Origin of the sequence: Nostoc sp. JL33 (assembly GCF_017114985.1) — a bacterium.
Taxonomy (GTDB): Bacteria; Cyanobacteriota; Cyanobacteriia; order Cyanobacteriales; family Nostocaceae; genus Nostoc.
Map to the genome: position 1 here is coordinate 26,177 of NZ_JABXKP010000015.1, position 18,156 is coordinate 44,332.

Here is an 18,156-nt window from a genome sequence, read left to right on the forward strand (position 1 = left end):
TCCTGGAATAACCTCTCCCCCTTCCCTCTCTTCTCTACGAGAGGCTGCGCCAACGAGACGCTACGCGAACGCAGGGAAGGGGGTTGGGGGGTTAGGTTTTTGATTACTGTAGGACTTACGCATGAGTTACGGAATAACGTAGACGCGGAGCGGCTTGCCGCAGGCTACCGCAGAGGCGCAGAGAAGCCAGTGCGTTGCGGGGGTTCCCCCCGTTGTAGCAACTGGCGCGACACGGAGAAATCAGAGTTTGAGAGATATTTTGCGTAAGTCCTATACTGAATCGAGGCTCTAGAAGGTTTTCCCTATTTGCCTGCTAATCATCCTAATCGCGCGTTAATACCTGCTATATGCCTGATAATTAATAAGGCAATTTACAGAGAGCAAAGATGCAGACTCTCCAAAAACTCTCCCTCCCAATGATGGGCTGCGGGACTTGGTCCTGGGGCAATCAACTGCTTTGGGGATATGACGAAAGTATGGATGACCAGTTGCAAGCCGTCTTTAACCTTTGTGTAAGCAACGGTGTAACTTTATTTGATACAGGTGATTCTTACGGAACTGGGAGATTGAATGGTCGCAGTGAGTTACTCCTGGGACGATTCAACCGAGAATATCTAGGTTCAGGCAAAGAAAATATTTGTATTGCTACTAAGATTGCTGCTTACCCGTGGAGATGGACACGTCAATCAATGGTAAGGGCTTGCAAGTCATCTGCCCAACGCTTGGGAAGAAACGTTGATTTGGTACAGATGCACTGGTCTACAGCAAACTATGCTCCTTGGCAAGAGGAAGGGCTGTTGGATGGTCTTGCCGATTTGTATGAGCAAGGACTGGTCAAGGGAGTGGGACTATCCAATTATGGGCCAAAACAGCTTAAGCAAGTGCAGAAAAAGTTTGCTGAACGAGGCGTTCCGATTACTAGTGTGCAAGTTCAATACTCTTTGTTGTCTACATATCCTGTCACCCAACTAAAGCTCAAAGACCTTTGTGATCAGTTGCAAATTAAACTGATTGCCTACAGCCCTCTGGCCTTGGGGCTACTGACAGGAAAATACTCTGAGCAAGGACGTCTGCCTAAAGGCATCCGAGGTCTGCTGTTTAGGCAGATATTACCAGGAATGCGATCGCTTTTGGCATGTTTGCAAGAGGTGGCACAGTCCAGAAACAAAACTATGTCACAGGTAGCAATTAATTGGTGCATCTGTAAAGGAACCATTCCTATCCCTGGAGCAAAAAGCGTGGAACAGGCGAGGGAGAATATTGGTGCATTGGGTTGGCAATTAGACGCTAGTGAAATTGCAGAGTTGGATCGGGCGGCGGCGAATGCAGACAAAAAAATGGTACAAAATATCTTTCAAACTAAGTGAAATTTCAACTTTGCTGAATTTGAATATTAACCATTAGCTTGGCTATGAGTTGCAGTCACATTTTTTGAAATAGCCTTAACTTGTTATAAGTAGAGCGGTGTGAATAATTCAAGGTTTGTAGTGAGGGCTTCAGCCATCATTTGAGGACTAAAGTCCTCACTACGAACTAATCTCAAGATTTTTTACATTACTTAATCTAGTTTGATTTATTCTCACCGACTTACTTATATGTAATATTTAACACATATTTGCCCTTCCCCTGCTAGCTGCCGGATCACAGTTGTATTGCCTCATACCAATTGGAAAAAAGAAAGCGACAAATAGACCATTTGTAGAGACGCGATGAATCGCGTCTTTACGCAAAAATGTGTTGCAGTCATAAATTGAATTGGTATCAGCCACCGAGCCATAGCGCAGTTTATGTAGCATTCGGTACAATTCGGAGCGTGCATTCTTTGCTCATAGCGATCGCATCCCAATACCTACCCAGTTTCTCAAATCATCTCTAGCAAGCTTTTTGCCTTTTTATAACCGTCGAACTCACGTTACTTTATATCATTAGGACAAGATATAAACATTACAATATCATCCTTTAGCTAGATCCTACATTATCCCGCCCGATTTACTGTAGTTTTACACTATCAAAAAATTGTAATGAAAGCTAGTTAAGGTTTTAATACTTTTTAACTATAAATTTTCAATATTTGAAACTGAGGAATTTCAAACTGAGGATGAAATGTTTCTAAATCAGGATAAATTTTCTGCACTTATAGTAAGATGGCACAAAGCTATAAAGTTATTAAAACAGCATTCAAGCAAAATATTTACTTTCCTATTTGCTGTTAGTCTCAGCTTGAGTTTGATAATTTCTGCTTGTTCTCCAAATAATTCGGTAATTTATGCATCTCTGCCGTCGTTTAGCATAGGTAAAGACCCAGAAAAGGTAGTTCGTATTGGTCATCAAAAGTTTGGTTCTCTCAGCCTTTTAAGGGCAAAGGGAGATTTGGAGGAAAAGTTTAAATCAATGGGTTTATCGGTGCGATGGAATCAATTTCCAGCTGGGCCGCAACTATTAGAAGCTTTGAATGCTGGTCAGCTTGACTTTGGACATGCAGGAGAAACCCCTCCCATATCTGCTCAAGCGGCTGGCGCACCTCTGCTTTATGTTGCCAGTTCACCTCCTAATCCCAAAGGCGAAGCAATTCTAGTCCCAAAAGATTCTCAAATTCGCAATATTGCTGACTTAAAAGGTAAAAAAATTGCCTTAAATAAAGGCTCAAATGTCCATTATTTAGTTGTACAGGCATTGGCAAAAGCTAATTTGAAATATAGCGATATTCAAACAGTCTTTATTCCGCCAGCTGATGCTAGAGCAGCATTTGAGCAGAAAAAAGTAGATGCATGGGCGATTTGGGACCCATACTTTGCAGCTGCCGAACAAGCTACAGGGGCGCGAATACTTACAGATGCTACAAATATAGTCGAAAATCGAGAGTTCCTTTTTGCTTCTCAAACCTTTGCCAAGAAGCATCCTGACCGCTTGAAAGTCGTTTTAGAGGAAATCAAAAAAGTAGATGAATGGGCAAAACCTAGACCAAAAGAGGTTGCACAAATTCTCTCACCTTTAATTGGGATTGATGCTGGTGTTTTAGAGCAGGTAGCAAAAAGAAGAGCTTATGGCTTAGAACTAATTACCAAGGAAGTTGTAGCTTATCAACAAAGGCTTGCTGATACTTTTTATCGTCTGAAATTAGTTCCTAAAAAAATTGATGTCAGTCAAGTAGCTATGGTGTCTGATCAGAAGCCTAATTAAAACTCTTTGCAAGCTACATAAGCGCATTCTTGCAGTTATAGCTAAAACACTTAAGGAGTCGAGTCTCAATGGAACCTATCGAGTAGCTGAATTACTCTTTCCCCGTTTACCACTTCAGAATTTACTTAGTACAGCACAACAGCACGTATTAAGTCCTTTTGGTGAAATTGTCGCCAACCAAGATTTTCCTAAGCAACAACGTACCGCAGAAGGAGCTTCAAGATGAAAAAAAACCGATTTTATCAAGCAGGGTTTCGGCAGCTAAAACCTTGGATTGTGCCGATTGTTCTGATTATTCTTTGGCAATTACTGGTGAAATCTGGCTGGCTTTCTACAAGAGTATTGCCTGCCCCTTCAGATGTAATACTTGCAGGAGTTCGTTTATCCCGTTCCGGGGAACTATGGCGAAACTTGATTATCAGTACAATCCGGGCTGTGATTGGGTTCTTGCTAGGAGGTAGTATTGGCTTTGGCTTGGGATTACTTAATGGATTGGCTCGTCCAGCAGAGGAGTATTTGGACACCTCAGTGCAGATGATTCGGAATATTCCTCACTTAGCGTTAATTCCACTCGTAATTTTGTGGTTTGGCATTGGCGAAGAAGCTAAGATTTTTCTTGTGGCATTGGGAGTATTCTTTCCCATCTATCTCAATACCTTTCACGGAGTTCGCACGGTTGATCCAGAACTGATTGAAATGGCGAAATCCTACGGCTTGCATGGCTGGTCTTTATTTAAGCGAGTCATCTTCCCAGGCGCATTGGGTTCAATTATTGTTGGTCTGCGTTATGCCTTGGGAATTATGTGGCTAACCTTGATTGTTGCTGAAACTATCACACTCGACTCTGGCATTGGCTACATGGCAATGAACGCGCGTGAATTTATGCAAACCGATGTCGTTGTCTTGAGCATTTTGCTTTATGCCTTGTTGGGCAAGTTAGCAGATGTCGCTGCCAAAGCTTTAGAAGAAAAATGGTTAAGGTGGGATTCTAACTACCAAGCTGCTTAAAGTTTATCTGGCTGTAAAAAGGCAAAAGCTTGGAAGTAAAACTTTAATATTCTTTACTCACTTTTCCATTCTTTCTGGTGTAGCCAGATTATAACAGCTACTTATTATTCAAAATTCTGTTGCAGTTTTTAGAGAGGTTTGTGAAGATGGCACCCTTACAAGGCGCAGAGGTAAAAGTGATGGGTCTGACAAAGACCTATGGTAGTAATCAGGTGTTGCAGAGTCTCGATTTAGATATAGCACCGGGAGAATTTATTGCGATCGTTGGACGCAGTGGTGGCGGTAAAAGTACACTGCTGCGGATGATAGCTGGGTTTGAAAGTCCGAGTGACGGCGGAGTTTTAATCGACGGGCAACCATTGCGCGGGCGTAATCGCAATGCGCGAACAATGTTCCAAAATGCCCGCCTCTTGCCGTGGGACAATGTTCTAGGAAATGTCGGATTAGGATTGAACAAAAAAGACTGGCGGCAAAAGGCAGAGAAGGCACTAGAGCAAGTAGGTTTAAAAGAACGAGCTAAGGATTGGCCGGCCGTCCTTTCGGGAGGACAAAAGCAACGGGTGGCACTTGCTAGGGCTTTAGTGAGAGAGCCGCGCTTATTAATGTTAGATGAACCGCTTGGTGCTTTGGATGCCATGACTCGCATTGAGATGCAGCGATTAATTGAAAAAATCTGGCATGAACAAAAATTTTCGGCGTTCTTAATTACTCATGATGTGGATGAAGCAGTAACGCTAGCCGATCGCATCATTCTCCTTGAAGATGGTCGAGTCACAATGGATCAGCGCATATCGCTACCACGTCCTCGCAAACGCAAAGACCCAGAATTCCTCACTCTAGCAGAAGAAATCTTAGAGCGCGTTATGGGTGATGAAGCAGGTTTAATTAATGGGGAAGAAGAAAAAGTTCAACAGATGGTACAGACTAGTTAAGTGAGGTATTGAAGTAAAAACAGGCCAAGACATTCATTCTTGAGCCAGAAAATTTCCATACTCAAACGCCATGATTAAGCATTCAGACCTAATTATCCGAGAGCAGATACCTTTAAATGCCGAGCCACCGTTGAAGCTGTTAAGGCAAAACTTTGTAACACCGAAAGAATTATTTTACATCCGCAATCATGGCTCAATTCCGAATATTGATCCAGCCGACTATCGTTTGTCTATTAATGGCAGTGTAGGTCAGCCACTGCATTTTTCATTGAATGAAATTCGAGAAAAATTCCCGAAACGTACAGTTATGGCAACGCTTTACTGCGCTGGCAATCGGCGTGATGAGTTGATCAAAGCCAAGCCGATTGAAGGTGAAGAACCTTGGAGTGCAGGAGCAATTAGCAACGCAGTCTGGGGTGGTGTTCCACTTTTTGAGGTACTGCAAGCAGCCAGAATCGAAGCCGATGCCCAACACGTAGCCTTTAGTAGTTTCGATGAAGTTGAAAAAGAAGGCGAGAAATTCGGCTTTGGGGGTTCTATTCCCATTCAGAAGGCGATGAGTCCAGAGGTTCTCTTAGCCTATGAGATGAACGGTGAGCCTTTAACTTCTGAGCATGGCTTCCCACTGCGGGTTGTCGTACCTGGTTATATTGGCGCTCGTAGCGTTAAATGGTTATCGAGCATCACGCTGCAAACTAGCCCTTCTAGTAATTACTTTCAGCAACATGCTTATAAACTCTTTGCACCAGAGGTTCAATCAAAGACGGCTGATTGGACTAAAGGACAGATGCTAGGGGAGATAACCGTGAATTCTGTAATCTGTGATCCATTCGATGGAGAGACAATACTAGCAAACCCGATCTTAATTGAGGGGTATGCGATCGCAACTGGAGATTGCACCATTAAATACGTCGAGCTATCCACCGATGGAGGGGAAACTTGGATGCAAGTAGAGCTTCAAGAATCACAGCATCCCTGGACTTGGCAATTTTGGCGCAGCCAGATAAATCTTAAAAATGCCAATAACCGAGTTATTGTGCGTGCCTGGGATTCTGCTGGTAACACTCAGCCAGAAAATATCAGAACGATTTGGAATTTCAAGGGATACATGAATAACTCTTGGCATCAAATTGAGGTGAACAGATAGCCTTGAAGAAGAATTCAGAATCTACTCTCGTGGGGGACTTAAACCCGTTTATTCATTCACCAGTCTCACAGAATTCTCCAATTGAATTCTGGCTCCTGACTCCTGAATTTTGTTTTGTTAAAAATATCTTACGGTAAACCCTATCTAAGTTAAAAGAACCTATGAGCCAGTCAAATAGTTCAAAAAATAATGATTCAACTGCCGCCAGCAAGACAACAGCAGCAGAATCTCGTAAGACAAAACAAGCGGCAGCAAAGATTACAACTAAGTATGCCGAGGAAATGGCACCTGAAAAAATCGTTGTAGATCAGCCACCGCCTAAACCAGACTATCCTCGCTACCGAGTTCATCCCGGACAGCCGATCACCTTGGCTAATTTCGATCCAAATACCTCTGAGGACTACAAGAAAAAGAAGCAGATTGAGGAAGAATTGGAAAAGCAGCGTCAACGGTTGCAAAATTTACAAGAACGGTTATATGCTGAACACCAACGTAGTTTGCTAATCGTGCTGCAAGCGATGGACACCGGGGGCAAAGATGGTACTATCAAACATGTATTCGGTGGTCTGAACCCACAAGGCTGTCAGGTTTGGTCATTCAAAAAGCCTAGCGATGAAGAATTAAGCCATGATTTTCTTTGGCGTTACCACCAACGGGCACCACAACGCGGGATGGTTAGCATCTTCAATCGCTCTCATTACGAAGATGTGTTAATTGTGCGAGTCAAACAGCTAGTACCGGAGGATATCTGGCGCGATCGCTATCAGTTGATTAATGAGTTTGAGCATATGCTGACACTCAACAACATTGCTGTGATCAAGTTTTTCCTTCACATTTCTAAAGACGAACAAAAACGCCGCTTGGAAAGTCGGCTAGAAGATCCAGATAAGCATTGGAAGTTTTCTAGCAACGACTTAAAAGAGCGGGTGCTGTGGGATGACTACCAAGCGGCTTTTGAAGACATGATTAACAATTGCTCGACTGCTCATGCTCCCTGGTATGTCATACCTGCAAACAATAAGTGGTATCGTAACTTGGTAGTAGCTCGAACGATCGCAGATACTTTAGAGGCAATGAACCCGCAATTTCCACCAGCAGAAAAGGGTTTAGAAAATATTGTGGTTCCAGATTAATCCGACGGGATAGCGGGAGTCGCCCACGCGATCGCACATTATTATCGTTGGTTATTTAAGCAAACCGCATGTAAGTGCGATCGCCCCGAAGCGCGATCATTGTCTAGCAAAAGCCAAGTCACTTTCAATTATCTTGGCACCTGTTAAGTTAGCCCCACTCAAATTGCACAAGTGAAAATTTGCCCCTCTTAGGTCTGCTAGTGCTAGATTGGCTCCTCTTAGGTCTGCATCAGTGAGGTTAACTTCACTTAAACAGGCGCTACTTAGGTTAGCCCCCCTCATATCTGCTAGTTGCAGGTCTGCCCCCTTTAGGTTTGTTCTCATTAAGTATGCCTTACTTAGGTCGGCTCCACTTAAATTAGCTTCACTTAGGTCTGCGGCTGTTAAATCAGCTTTACTTAGATTGGCTTGGCTTAGGTCTGCCCAACTCAACGAGGCATAACTTAGGTTAATTTCACTCAGCTTTACTGATGCAAGTACTGCACACCTCAAATTAGCATTAATAAAATTTCTTTCTCCGATTGCATAACGGCGTAAAATTTCATCAGTTGTTACTCTGCCTAAAACAGCTTTTGATGCGCCTTGATAACACCATGTAGCTGCTAATATTTTGGCCGCAGTGTTAACAGCTACCTCATCACATTTAGCTATGATCACACCATTGCAGCCATCCCACTCCCCGTTAAGCATAAAGGCAATTTCACTAGCAGCAGCAATTGAGTCAAATAGTAAAATAGATTCTTTGTGCCGTTTTAACCAGCTATTCCAACCAATCGAGATAATATTTTTCATTTTTATAACTTTTGGCGCGTTAAGTGAGGATTACGGCTCTAAGGGACTGACAAATAAAAAAATATCCAACTATTTATTGTGGGGTGGGCCGAAAAGCCCGCCCAGTAACCAAAGGCGGGCTTTTCGGCCCACCCCACAAGATTGGATAATTTATTTATTGGAAATCCCTAACTTCAAGATATTAATAAACTCTGTTTACCTACCTCTGTCTTGAGTTATTTATTCAAAGTTAGTTGCAGTAGCACAAAAGACTAAGCTTCGTTTTTCAAGACTGCCAGTTGTGACAGAGCGCTGCACAAAGACCTACAACAGTGATGCAGCCCATTTACAGCGCCCAGTCACAAAGGAGTTACAATCGGCTTAACTACAAATGCAAGAACTAAGTTCTAAACAACTGAGTCTGAGCGTTCTATTTGCTGCCGAATCGTATCAATAGAAGCATTAACGCCAGCCAGTTTGGACTCTAAATCATCTCGCATCCAAGTCAAGAATTTTAATTTCCGCTCTAAGCCAGCTTTGCGCGAAATGGGTTCGCTTCCATAACAGGTATTACCCCAAAAAGGAAACATAGTTTACCTCTGTATTTAGCTTTTGTAACAGTGCAATATATTGCACTACTACACTACATTATGACTAATCACAATCAGACTGGTGTGTGTGACAACCGATCTAAATTGTACGTGCTTAACGAACTTTGCTAAAAGTTATCTATTCAACTGGCATTCGCCATACTCTTTCTATTCGCCCTCAATACTGCGTAGGTTTTGCCTAAAAAATAAAAATGTGTAGGTTGGGTGTAGACCCGAACGCGAACAGCGTCTCCTTGGCGCAGCCTCTCGTAGAGAAGAGTTGGGGCTTAAGGCAGGGTAACGCAACCTAAGAGCGGGGTTTGTTGGGTTACGCAAAACCTCAACCCAACCTACGAATATTCTTAACGGAGCAGTATTAGACATAGGAGTGAAAAAGAATTGTTTTGACGTAGCAGTGCTACGTCTCTACAAGGGTTCTGGGTAACGTATATTTAATTTCACGCCTATGTCTATTGCATTCGCCCTTGAAGAAAAAGTTGAAGTTACGGCAGCACTTCAAATGAAGATAGAAAGATTCTGCCAATTTGGCATTACAAGTCTCTGTTTTGCAGTTTAAATGAGATATCAAGAGAACGGGACAGCCCAAAGGTTACACGAGCAATGGTTTACCCTATGCCTCAGTAACTCCACAAATCGCCAGTTGTTGGCCCAACGCTGTAGAATATCTTCTCAGGCAACTTACAGCGCTCGGTCATCGCTTCTTTACAACTGGCTAGCAATTTACTAGAAAACACATAGCAATCTATCTACTGGTTAGATTTGGCAGACATCCCTGCTGGCATATTTCCTCGCTTGAATCAAAAAACATGGCATGAGCCCTATCACGCACCATGTTATATAGGGGTGCGTGATCGCAAAGCCGTAACAACACCCTACTTAAGTTTTACTTTATAAATGGTCTCTAAGGCAGAATAGTATGACGGGACAATTGCTGATTTGCCTTTACAAGGCTAGTAAACTCTTGCAAAGTTTTCTGATACTTTTCTTCAGCTACCCAGAATAAATCATTATGATTTGCCTTTTCAACCCACAAATAAAGTTTTGGGGATATTGCAGCATTGAACAACTTTTCCCCATGAGCAAAAGGAATGATATCATCCGCTTTTCCATGAATCACTAATATCGGACATTTTACTTTTTTGATATTATCCAGATTGGGAAATTTATCAAAAGGTAAAATCCGAAAAGGTACTATTACTTGAAAAGCAGAAATAAACGAACTTTCAATAATTAAACCAGCTACCGGTTTTCGCATTGCTAAGTTTACCGCAGAACTACCGCCAACTGAACGCCCCAAAACTATAATTCTTTCAGGTGATATTTTTAAAGTTTGGGTCAAATAATTGTAAGCGCTATCAATATCTTCATATGCGTGACTTTCTGTCGGCTTTCCTTCACTTGTACCATAACCACGATAATCATAAGCAAAGACACTAAAACCCCATGCGTGTAATTTTTCTAGGAGCTGTTTGATATCTCCTAAATCTTCGGAATTACCATGAGAATAAAGAATCGTATATTTAGCTTTATTGTTCAATAAGTATGTAGCTGATATCTTCGTATTTTTCCCACTTATTAACTTAATAATTTCTGGATTATCTTGATAGCTAGAAGGTTGAGACAGAAAAATCATGCTATCTGCTCGGAAATATACATATCCACTAAAAAATATATAGATAAATATTAAAGATTTAACCAGCCGTTGCCAAGTAAAATCACCAATTAGCAGTTTTAAAACTTCCTGTTTTTCCATGAGATTTTATTGATATGGTAAAGCTTTATCAAGAATAAAGGTGTTAGTCGTCAGAATGAAGTTGGGTATTGTATACGAATGGTGGATGAAGAAATGGGTTTAAGACAGCAGGTTGTAAGTCATTAAGTAACAATATTTTGATCTAAGTAGGTAAGTGGGAATATTTATAACTATGTTAAGAAAAGAAATTTTAATTGTAGGGTGCGTTAGTAACGCACCTTGAATTATGGATGGTGCCGTACTCTTGTCTAACACACCCTACGTTAATTTATATTTGTTTACATCCATTAAAATTTTCTTGCCGACTTACTTATAGCCAATGTGATTAGGAAACGCTATATAAAGGTCAAAAAAAATAATTATCGTTTGTTTTAGCGATCGCACAACGATCATCAACAATGTATCTTTTAGCATATCAACGGCGAGGTGTTGCCTTGGTAAGGACTATTTTGATTTTCGTGCCGATTTGGGTGGTGTTCGGTGTGCGCCAAAATACTTCTCACTGCGATAGCGCAGCCACACCCGCAACACTTGCGGAATCTGCTCTTTTTGTTCCTTGGTCAGTGTATTGTAAAGGAAGATTGCGCGATCGCGCTCACCCCGACAGGCAGCGTTGTTATGAGCATCCCAATAGCTGCGGGCTACTCGAATCCGCCGACACACTTCTTTAATCAGCGCTTCTGGTGTGAGTGGAGGTTCTTGCTTTGCCATACTCAAATGCGATAAATTTCTAATGCCATCCTAACGAGTCAGACTCATTCTCACAATCGCAACCCAAACAAGTCAAACTCGCAAATCGATATCAAAAATAGACATAGGCGTGAAATTAAATATGCCTTACCCAGAACCCTTGTAGAGACGTAGCACTGCTACGTCTCTACTCCTATGTCTAAACATTCTGATTTATTGTTATTCATTACTAACACCATTGCACTTATGAACAGATGTTGAGTATTACAGGCTGATATTTATTTGGGAATACTTTTATAGGAGTGATAATTTTTTTAACCCGTCGAACTCATGTGTAAACTAATTAGAGAACTCACCCCTTGCAAGGTACTGTTTATGCAGCTGCTTCAAACTACCGACAAAGATTTCTCTAGTAGATTCAAAACCCTTGTTAGCGATCGCCGGGAAGTTACAGTTGATGTTAGTGGGACAGTACGCGAGATTCTAGCTGATGTCAAAGTGCGTGGTGATGCTGCTCTCAAGGACTATACTAGCCGCTTTGATCACTACAATCCCCAGTCTTTGCATCTGAGCGAAACCTTTATTGCCGAACACGCAGCACAATGTCCTGCTGATGTCAAGGCGGCGCTGGAATTTGCTGCTCTTAGGATTGTGGCTTTCCATGAAAAACAACTACCGCAAGATATTAGCTACACCGATACAGCCGGGGTAAAACTGGGATTAAATTGGATATCGCTGTCTCAAGTGGGAATTTATGTACCTGGAGGACGTGCCAGCTATCCTAGTTCTTTATTGATGAACGCCTTACCTGCCAAAATTGTCGGCGTGGAACGAATCGTTATGACAGTACCGATGCCTGGCGGTGAGATTAATTCCGCCGTATTCGCAGCTGCCCAAATTGCTGGTGTCACGGAAATTTACGGCATTGGTGGGGCGCAAGCGATCGCAGCATTAGCTTATGGTACAGAAAGCATTGCCCCCGTAGATAAAATTGTCGGCCCTGGTAATGCTTATGTTGCTGAAGCTAAACGTCAAGTATTTGGCACTGTTGGCATTGACAGCATCGCCGGGCCTTCAGAAATTCTGGTGGTAGCCGACCAACATAATAACCCAGACTGGATTGCCTGGGATTTGCTATCGCAAGCAGAACACGATCCTAGCGCCCAGTCAATTTTGATTACTGATTCGGAAATTTTTGCTCACAAAGTGATAGCGGCGGTTGAGCAAATTCTCGCTAATCTGCCCACCAAAGAAGTCGCCAATGCCAGTTGGCAAAATTATGCAGCCGTGATTATTGTCAGCGATTTGACAGAAAGTATACCACTGCTAAATCAACTAGCTCCAGAACATGTGGAATTGTGCACAGACAACCCACAATTACTTGCCAATCAAATTAAGTGTGCTGGTAGCGTGTTTCTCGGACGTTATACCCCAGAAGCAATTGGCGATTATCTAGGAGGCCCCAACCATGTACTGCCTACTGCACGTTCTGCCCGATTTGCCTCTGGCTTGAGTGTCTACGACTTTCTCAAGCGGATTACCTATTTGGAATGCAATCAACAAGCATTACAGACACTTGGCAAAGCAGCCGTGACGTTAGCACAAGCAGAAGGTTTACCTGCCCATGCCGGTAGTGTATCTGTGCGTCTGCAATAAGAAGCTGAGATAATTTTGCAGTTCTTCATTCCCAGTCAGCAATTCTAAATTTAAGAGTAAGTAGGTTAAATGGGAATATTTATAACTTATTACTTTCTTAAAATGCTTGATTGCTTTCTCATTTCGGTAGATTCAGCAAGCAAAAAGGCATATTGCTTTCTCATTTCGGTAGATCGCGCATTCATGACAACGATCGCTATGTAACAAAAACCATTGGAGAATTCCCGGAATTCTTTCAAACTGATCAATACAGAAGTTTTTTAAAGTAAAAAATATTAACCGGTCATGAGTGTTACAGGCTGGTACTTATTTGGGAATACTTTTATAAGAGTGATCCAGAAGGCGATCGCGCTAAAACTTTCAAATTCAATCTACTATATAACCCTGCAATCACTCCTATTTTATAAAAAACGTGTATCAAAAATCGCTAATCTACCAGGAGTAAGCAAGATGGGATTCACTGAAGATATTATCAAGCTGTCTGAACAAGTGCGTAAGCGATTTGACCAAGTTATTGGCGAAGAAGCTACTAAGATGGCACTGATTGTTCCTTTTTTAAGCGCTCTTGGCTACGATGTCTATGATCCTAGTGAAGTAATGCCGGAATATGTAGCAGACTTTGCTACTAAAAAAGCAGGGCAGTTTGAAAAGGTAGATTACGCTTTAGCTATTAACGGTACTAAAGTTATGCTCGTAGAGGCAAAAGCCCGTGGTCAAAAAGCTGAAGCACATGATGGGCAGTTGAGCCGCTATTTTAATGGACTTTTGACAACAAAAGTAGCTATTGTCACTAATGGGGTTGAGTACCGTTTCTTTACAGACTTGCGTGATAAAAATGTCATGGACAAGGAGCCATTTTTTACTTTTAATATCCTGGAATATGATACTAAAGATATTGATAACCTCAAATTTTTTCACCGTGATAATTTTGAGGTTACAGCTATTACCAACCATGCGGAGGAAATGGTTTATGTAAAAGGCATGACTCAGCTTCTAGGAAATCTTTTACGTTCTCCTTCTGAAGAATTTGTTCGCTTCTTAGTGGCTGAACTCGGTACAGTTGCCCCTAGTTATGAAATTAAAGGTCGAATTACTGGTAAAATTATTGATAAATTTAAACCAATTGTTAAAAAGTCGATTCAGGGAAGTTTAGTAGAGTTAATGACTCGCTCACTTAGCCAAGAAATAACTCAGCCTGTTGAACTGGAAGTAGAACAAGAGATTGAAGAAGAGGAAAAACAACAAGAATCTCAAGAATCAAAAGTAGTAACAACTGCTGAAGAAATCGAAGCTTTTGAAAAAATTAAAGCAATTACGCAAACCTCAAGGAGTAACAATTTGGAACCCCAATATAAGGATACTGCTTCATACTTTGGTATCAATCTTGTTGGCAAAAGTACTTGGTGGTTTCTGAGACTATATCTGTCTTCGCAGAAAAAAAGTTTTATCACTCGACTAAGTGTAGATGAAGTAAAGTCCCTAGCTTCAAACTTTGAAGTGCAGGAAGTAACAGCTTCTCTGGGGGATGCCGCATCAAAAGTAATTATTTCTTCTGTCAGTGATTTTGATAAACTTACATCACTGATTCTCAGATGTTATGAGGCAGAAGTAGCGAAGCATCAAACATTCACCCCAGATGTAATCAGAATGGAAAAATCAGCTTAACTCAAGGTATCTACTGCAAAACTACGCCTACCCAACTTTGACAAAAAAAAGTGGCTCTGCAATCAACAGAACCACTAAAGCTTTCGCAAACCTGTTAGAACTTAACGAACTGCCCCTTGAGCAGAAATAGTATCAATCGGCTTCATCAGGTACAGCCGCAATAACTGCCAGCCATTGGAGATGTAAAGCGGCAGTTTTTGGAAGATTTGCAGGAATTTCGGAGTGCTGGAGTTAGCGATCGCACCCAGCTTCTCGTTATTGCTTATACAAGTATCCAACCGTTGATAAAACTCTGGATTTTCTACATCCAGCATCAATGGAAACACCCGACCTGCGTTTTCGTTGGTCTTCTTAATTACATGAATGTCGTATTCTCGCGCATCCAGCCCAAGGGTGGCATAAAAGTCCTTGCGTTGGATGTCATTAAGATACATTGTCGCAAACACAGATAACAGGAAGAACCGACTCCACAGCCGTGCTTTCCAATCATTCAATATTTGCGGCTGAGATTTCATGATCGCATCAAAGAAATCGCCGTGACGGTTTTCATCTTGACACCAGTTTTCAAAGAACCGGAAGATTGGATAAACCCGGTCTTCGGGATGTGCTTCTAAATGGCGATAAATGGTGATGTAGCGCCAATAACCGATCTTCTCAGAAAGATAAGTTGCGTAAAAGATGAATTTCGGTTTAAAGAACGTATAACTGCGACTCTTAGTCAAAAACCCTAAATCTAGGGACAGATTAAAGTCCGACAAAGCTTTGTTCAAAAAGCCAGCGTGACGCGCTTCATCCCGTGACATCAGGTTAAAGCACTCTGCCAAGACGGGGCTTTTTCCTTTCAAGCGACGACCAAGTTCTTTATACAGCAAAAAGCCAGAAAACTCTGCTGTACATGAACGTTCCAGAAACTCAACGAACAATCGGCGAGTTTCCCCATCAATATGATCCCAGGATTGTTCAAACTCGGCATCCCGAACAAAGTGATGGCGGTTGTAGTCAGTGCGGAACTCTTCGAGAATGGCTTTTAACTCATCTTCGTTGACGGAGATATCCATCCGCGCCATTTCATCAAAATCGGTAGTATAAAACCGAGGTGTTAACAGGGTTTCTTTTGCCGGGACTTTAATCCCTGGCCGGATTTCTTCAAAGCCTGGTTTTTTAAGGGAATCTACCATGTCTTGATTGCTCTTTCGTCTTTATTTTGAATACACCCTTCGCGTTCGGCAGTTCTTCATGGGGAAAACCCCTTTAAGCGACTGCCTCACCAAAAACCCAAGGGTAATGCTCTGGCAAGGCGCAACAGCCGACAATAATCCATTTGTATAAAGTTTAGTCTACCAAGGTGTGGGTTACAAATTAGTAAGTGAAACATTAAGAGTTGCAACAATGATTCAATGTTTGCGGAATCTAAAATCGGAGATTAGTAGTCAACTCAAGTAGGTGAAATGAACTAGCACACGCCCATCGGATTCTCAAAACACTAGTACAACACGGCGTCAGTTTACCTACCTTTAACAAAAAGCTTAGAGCAACTTGTCTGGTTAATTGAGATGATTGCTCGATTGACGCGCCCTCTGTACTAGTATTTCAGTGATTTTCTGTAGTTCTTGCTACAATGAATTAAGGGGTCTGATCATCAGTTGATCATCTTGAAATTAACAATCCATGACTGGCACGATTAGTTAAAACTTCTAATTACTCTCGCTATCCATGCTGATATCAAACAAAACAGTATGGAAAAACTATCTTACACAACAAGAGCAAATCCAAAGGGTTGAAAACAAGATGAATCTTGAAAACAATCAGCAGCAGAAAGACCGACTTCTTATTTCTTACATCTTGTGTGCAGTCGGATTTTTCGGGGTGGGAGGGCTGCACCGCTTGTATAATGGCAAAATAGGGACAGGCTTATTGTGGCTGTGTACTTTTGGTTTGTTTTCTGTAGGGCAGATCGTGGATCTGCTTCTCATCCCCAACATGGTTAACGAATACGAACACAAGCTGAGATTAAAAGCGGGTGTATCTCCCTTTGGTGTGCCGTTAAATCAAGCAGTGGTTGCTTCTCAAGTCCACCCGCCAAGTGGTAACGAACTCATGGTTAAACTAATCGAAGCGGCGGAAAGCAAGAGCGGTGTTTTAACTGTCACTCAAGGCGTGAAGTTCACGGGAGCTAGCTTTGCCCAAGTGCAAGCTACTCTGAATGAGATGTATAAATCAGGTTATGTAAAAATCGATAACGACCCCAATACTGGAGCCGTTATTTACCATTTCCACGAACTTTAAACAACAGTCATTAGTGATTTTGTTTTTTGTCAAAAACCAATGACTAATGACTAATAACCAATTACTAATTTATACCTAACCACTTTTGACCGTCCAAGCGCTGAACTAAGCCATATACCAACAAATCGAGTGTAATTCGGCGCTCATCGATTAAGAATGACTCAAGAGTGCTAGGTTTTTTGCCTTCATTACAGGAAAATCCCTTTTTCCCTTGAATATCTTCTTCGGGGAAATAGAGGTTAAACTGACGCAGACCAGTTTCTTTCCATTTGCCGATAATTTGCCAGCATTCTTCGGCGGATTCAAAGCCAGTGATTGGCATTTTCTGCTTGGCAAAAGACACCTCTAAATCTTGCACGCCTTGTTGAGCGATCGCTTTTTGTAAAGCTGGTAAGTAATCTTGCTCGATGAACTCTACAAATGGCTTATCTTCAACAGCTGGGGCTTTTTCCTTTTTGGCGGCTTTAGCTGCGGCTGCGGGTTTTTCGCCGACTGCGGCTGCGGGTTTTTCTCGCTTGGCTGATGCAGCAGCTGGTTTAGCAGAATTGGGGTTATCTTCAGAGTTTGCGGTTTTAGGATCTGGCGCGTTGGCAGTAGGAATGTCTGTGGCTTCGGGTGAGTCTGTACTAGGAGCGTGTTCTTCGGACACACTGGGAGCTTGCTTGTCAACAGTGCTGGGAGCTACTTCTCCCGCTTGATTGTGATTGGTTTGGTCTGCCATTGCTCAGGTCAATCCTTTAATCTAGCTTTGGGAGCGATCGCTCACCTTGAGGTATCGGGTATTTTTATTTTGACATACTACTACCTCTGCGCGGAATTCTTAAAAAAGGAACCCGCGCGGAATCTTTAAGTAGCAATGCCTAACCAAAGCCAATTCCCGCCATCCTGCGTCCAATTTCATCGCGGCTAGTATCTGCAATGGCGATCGCCGTCTATATTTATAGGACTAACCCTTTCAAGGTGACTCGTAAAATCTCTTTTCTTCTTTCTGCTCCCTCCGTGCATATGCGGGTTAAAAGTAATTTATCTAACGTTCTAGGGCACAGAGAACACAGAGAAAAGAGGAATTATTGTCCAAAAATTTCACCACCTTGAAAGGGCTTATTTATAGGACTTACGCACTGTACAAATGCATCGTGATGTGCAATAAATTCTATTGAGGAAGTTTTCAGGCTTTTCTTAATTATCCTGCGATGCCTACGGCGGTAAACTACGTAAATAGATCATGCTGTAGGGGCACAGCATTGCTGTGCCCTTACGAAAGATATGGTTTTTAATCTTGATTCATATTTAGTATTTCTTGTCAATGCGTAAGTCCTAATTT

Annotated in this window: 15 protein-coding genes; 9 read left to right on the forward strand and 6 right to left on the reverse strand. The window is 42.0% G+C overall.

Going from position 1 to position 18,156, the window contains the following annotated elements; genetic code table 11:
• Positions 1-386: 386 nt before the first annotated feature.
• The 6 genes from HWQ23_RS03090 to HWQ23_RS03120 all read left to right on the forward strand — a co-directional run bounded on the left by HWQ23_RS03090 (position 387) and on the right by HWQ23_RS03120 (position 7,400).
• Positions 387-1,367: an aldo/keto reductase gene (locus tag HWQ23_RS03090; protein WP_292823404.1), complete on the forward strand. Its 981-nt coding sequence runs from the start codon at positions 387-389 to the stop codon at positions 1,365-1,367.
• 736 nt (positions 1,368-2,103) lie between these two features.
• A complete protein-coding gene (locus tag HWQ23_RS03095) occupies positions 2,104-3,180 on the forward strand; it encodes a sulfonate ABC transporter substrate-binding protein (protein WP_292823406.1) in 1,077 nt (358 codons plus the stop codon).
• Between the two features lie 222 nt (positions 3,181-3,402).
• Positions 3,403-4,188 carry an aliphatic sulfonate ABC transporter permease SsuC gene (ssuC, locus tag HWQ23_RS03105; protein WP_292823408.1) on the forward strand — a complete coding sequence of 262 codons (786 nt, stop codon included), beginning with the start codon at positions 3,403-3,405 and terminating at the stop codon, positions 4,186-4,188.
• Positions 4,189-4,334: 146 nt separating this feature from the next.
• Entirely contained in the window at positions 4,335-5,120 is a 786-nt protein-coding gene (locus HWQ23_RS03110) for an ATP-binding cassette domain-containing protein (protein ID WP_292823410.1), read from the forward strand.
• 70 nt (positions 5,121-5,190) lie between these two features.
• A complete protein-coding gene (locus tag HWQ23_RS03115) occupies positions 5,191-6,267 on the forward strand; it encodes a molybdopterin-dependent oxidoreductase (protein WP_292823412.1) in 1,077 nt (358 codons plus the stop codon).
• Positions 6,268-6,428: 161 nt separating this feature from the next.
• Entirely contained in the window at positions 6,429-7,400 is a 972-nt protein-coding gene (locus HWQ23_RS03120) for a polyphosphate kinase 2 family protein (RefSeq protein WP_292823414.1), read from the forward strand.
• A 96-nt stretch (positions 7,401-7,496) separates the two neighbouring features.
• Here the strand turns inward: HWQ23_RS03120 and HWQ23_RS03125 are convergent, their stop codons facing one another.
• The 4 genes from HWQ23_RS03125 to HWQ23_RS03140 form a co-directional block, all read right to left on the reverse strand.
• Positions 7,497-8,192: a pentapeptide repeat-containing protein gene (locus HWQ23_RS03125; RefSeq protein ID WP_292823416.1), complete on the reverse strand. Its 696-nt coding sequence runs from the start codon at positions 8,190-8,192 to the stop codon at positions 7,497-7,499.
• A 386-nt stretch (positions 8,193-8,578) separates the two neighbouring features.
• Positions 8,579-8,761: a hypothetical protein gene (locus HWQ23_RS03130; RefSeq protein WP_292823418.1), complete on the reverse strand. Its 183-nt coding sequence runs from the start codon at positions 8,759-8,761 to the stop codon at positions 8,579-8,581.
• A gap of 922 nt (positions 8,762-9,683) precedes the next feature.
• Entirely contained in the window at positions 9,684-10,535 is an 852-nt protein-coding gene (locus tag HWQ23_RS03135) for an alpha/beta hydrolase (RefSeq protein WP_292823420.1), read from the reverse strand.
• A 444-nt stretch (positions 10,536-10,979) separates the two neighbouring features.
• On the reverse strand, positions 10,980-11,246 hold the full coding sequence (locus HWQ23_RS03140) for a Precorrin-3B methylase (protein ID WP_292823422.1): 267 nt from the start codon (positions 11,244-11,246) through the stop codon (positions 10,980-10,982).
• A gap of 354 nt (positions 11,247-11,600) precedes the next feature.
• Between HWQ23_RS03140 and hisD the strand changes: the two genes are divergently transcribed.
• Together hisD and HWQ23_RS03150 are read left to right on the forward strand one after the other, a co-directional pair.
• A complete protein-coding gene (gene hisD / locus HWQ23_RS03145) occupies positions 11,601-12,881 on the forward strand; it encodes a histidinol dehydrogenase (RefSeq protein WP_292823424.1) in 1,281 nt (426 codons plus the stop codon).
• A 489-nt stretch (positions 12,882-13,370) separates the two neighbouring features.
• The gene (locus HWQ23_RS03150; RefSeq protein ID WP_292823426.1) at positions 13,371-14,546 is read left to right on the forward strand and encodes a type I restriction endonuclease; all 1,176 of its coding nucleotides are present in this window, start codon (positions 13,371-13,373) and stop codon (positions 14,544-14,546) included.
• Between the two features lie 101 nt (positions 14,547-14,647).
• Here HWQ23_RS03150 and acsF read toward each other — a convergent pair whose 3' ends face one another.
• The gene (acsF, locus tag HWQ23_RS03155; RefSeq protein ID WP_292823428.1) at positions 14,648-15,724 is read right to left on the reverse strand and encodes a magnesium-protoporphyrin IX monomethyl ester (oxidative) cyclase; all 1,077 of its coding nucleotides are present in this window, start codon (positions 15,722-15,724) and stop codon (positions 14,648-14,650) included.
• A 610-nt stretch (positions 15,725-16,334) separates the two neighbouring features.
• Here acsF and HWQ23_RS03160 point away from each other — a divergent pair.
• Complete coding sequence (locus HWQ23_RS03160) at positions 16,335-16,832, forward strand: TM2 domain-containing protein (RefSeq protein WP_292823451.1); 498 nt, start codon at positions 16,335-16,337, stop codon at positions 16,830-16,832.
• 64 nt (positions 16,833-16,896) lie between these two features.
• Here the strand turns inward: HWQ23_RS03160 and HWQ23_RS03165 are convergent, their stop codons facing one another.
• On the reverse strand, positions 16,897-17,553 hold the full coding sequence (locus tag HWQ23_RS03165) for a DUF2996 domain-containing protein (RefSeq protein ID WP_292823430.1): 657 nt from the start codon (positions 17,551-17,553) through the stop codon (positions 16,897-16,899).
• Positions 17,554-18,156 lie beyond the last annotated feature (603 nt).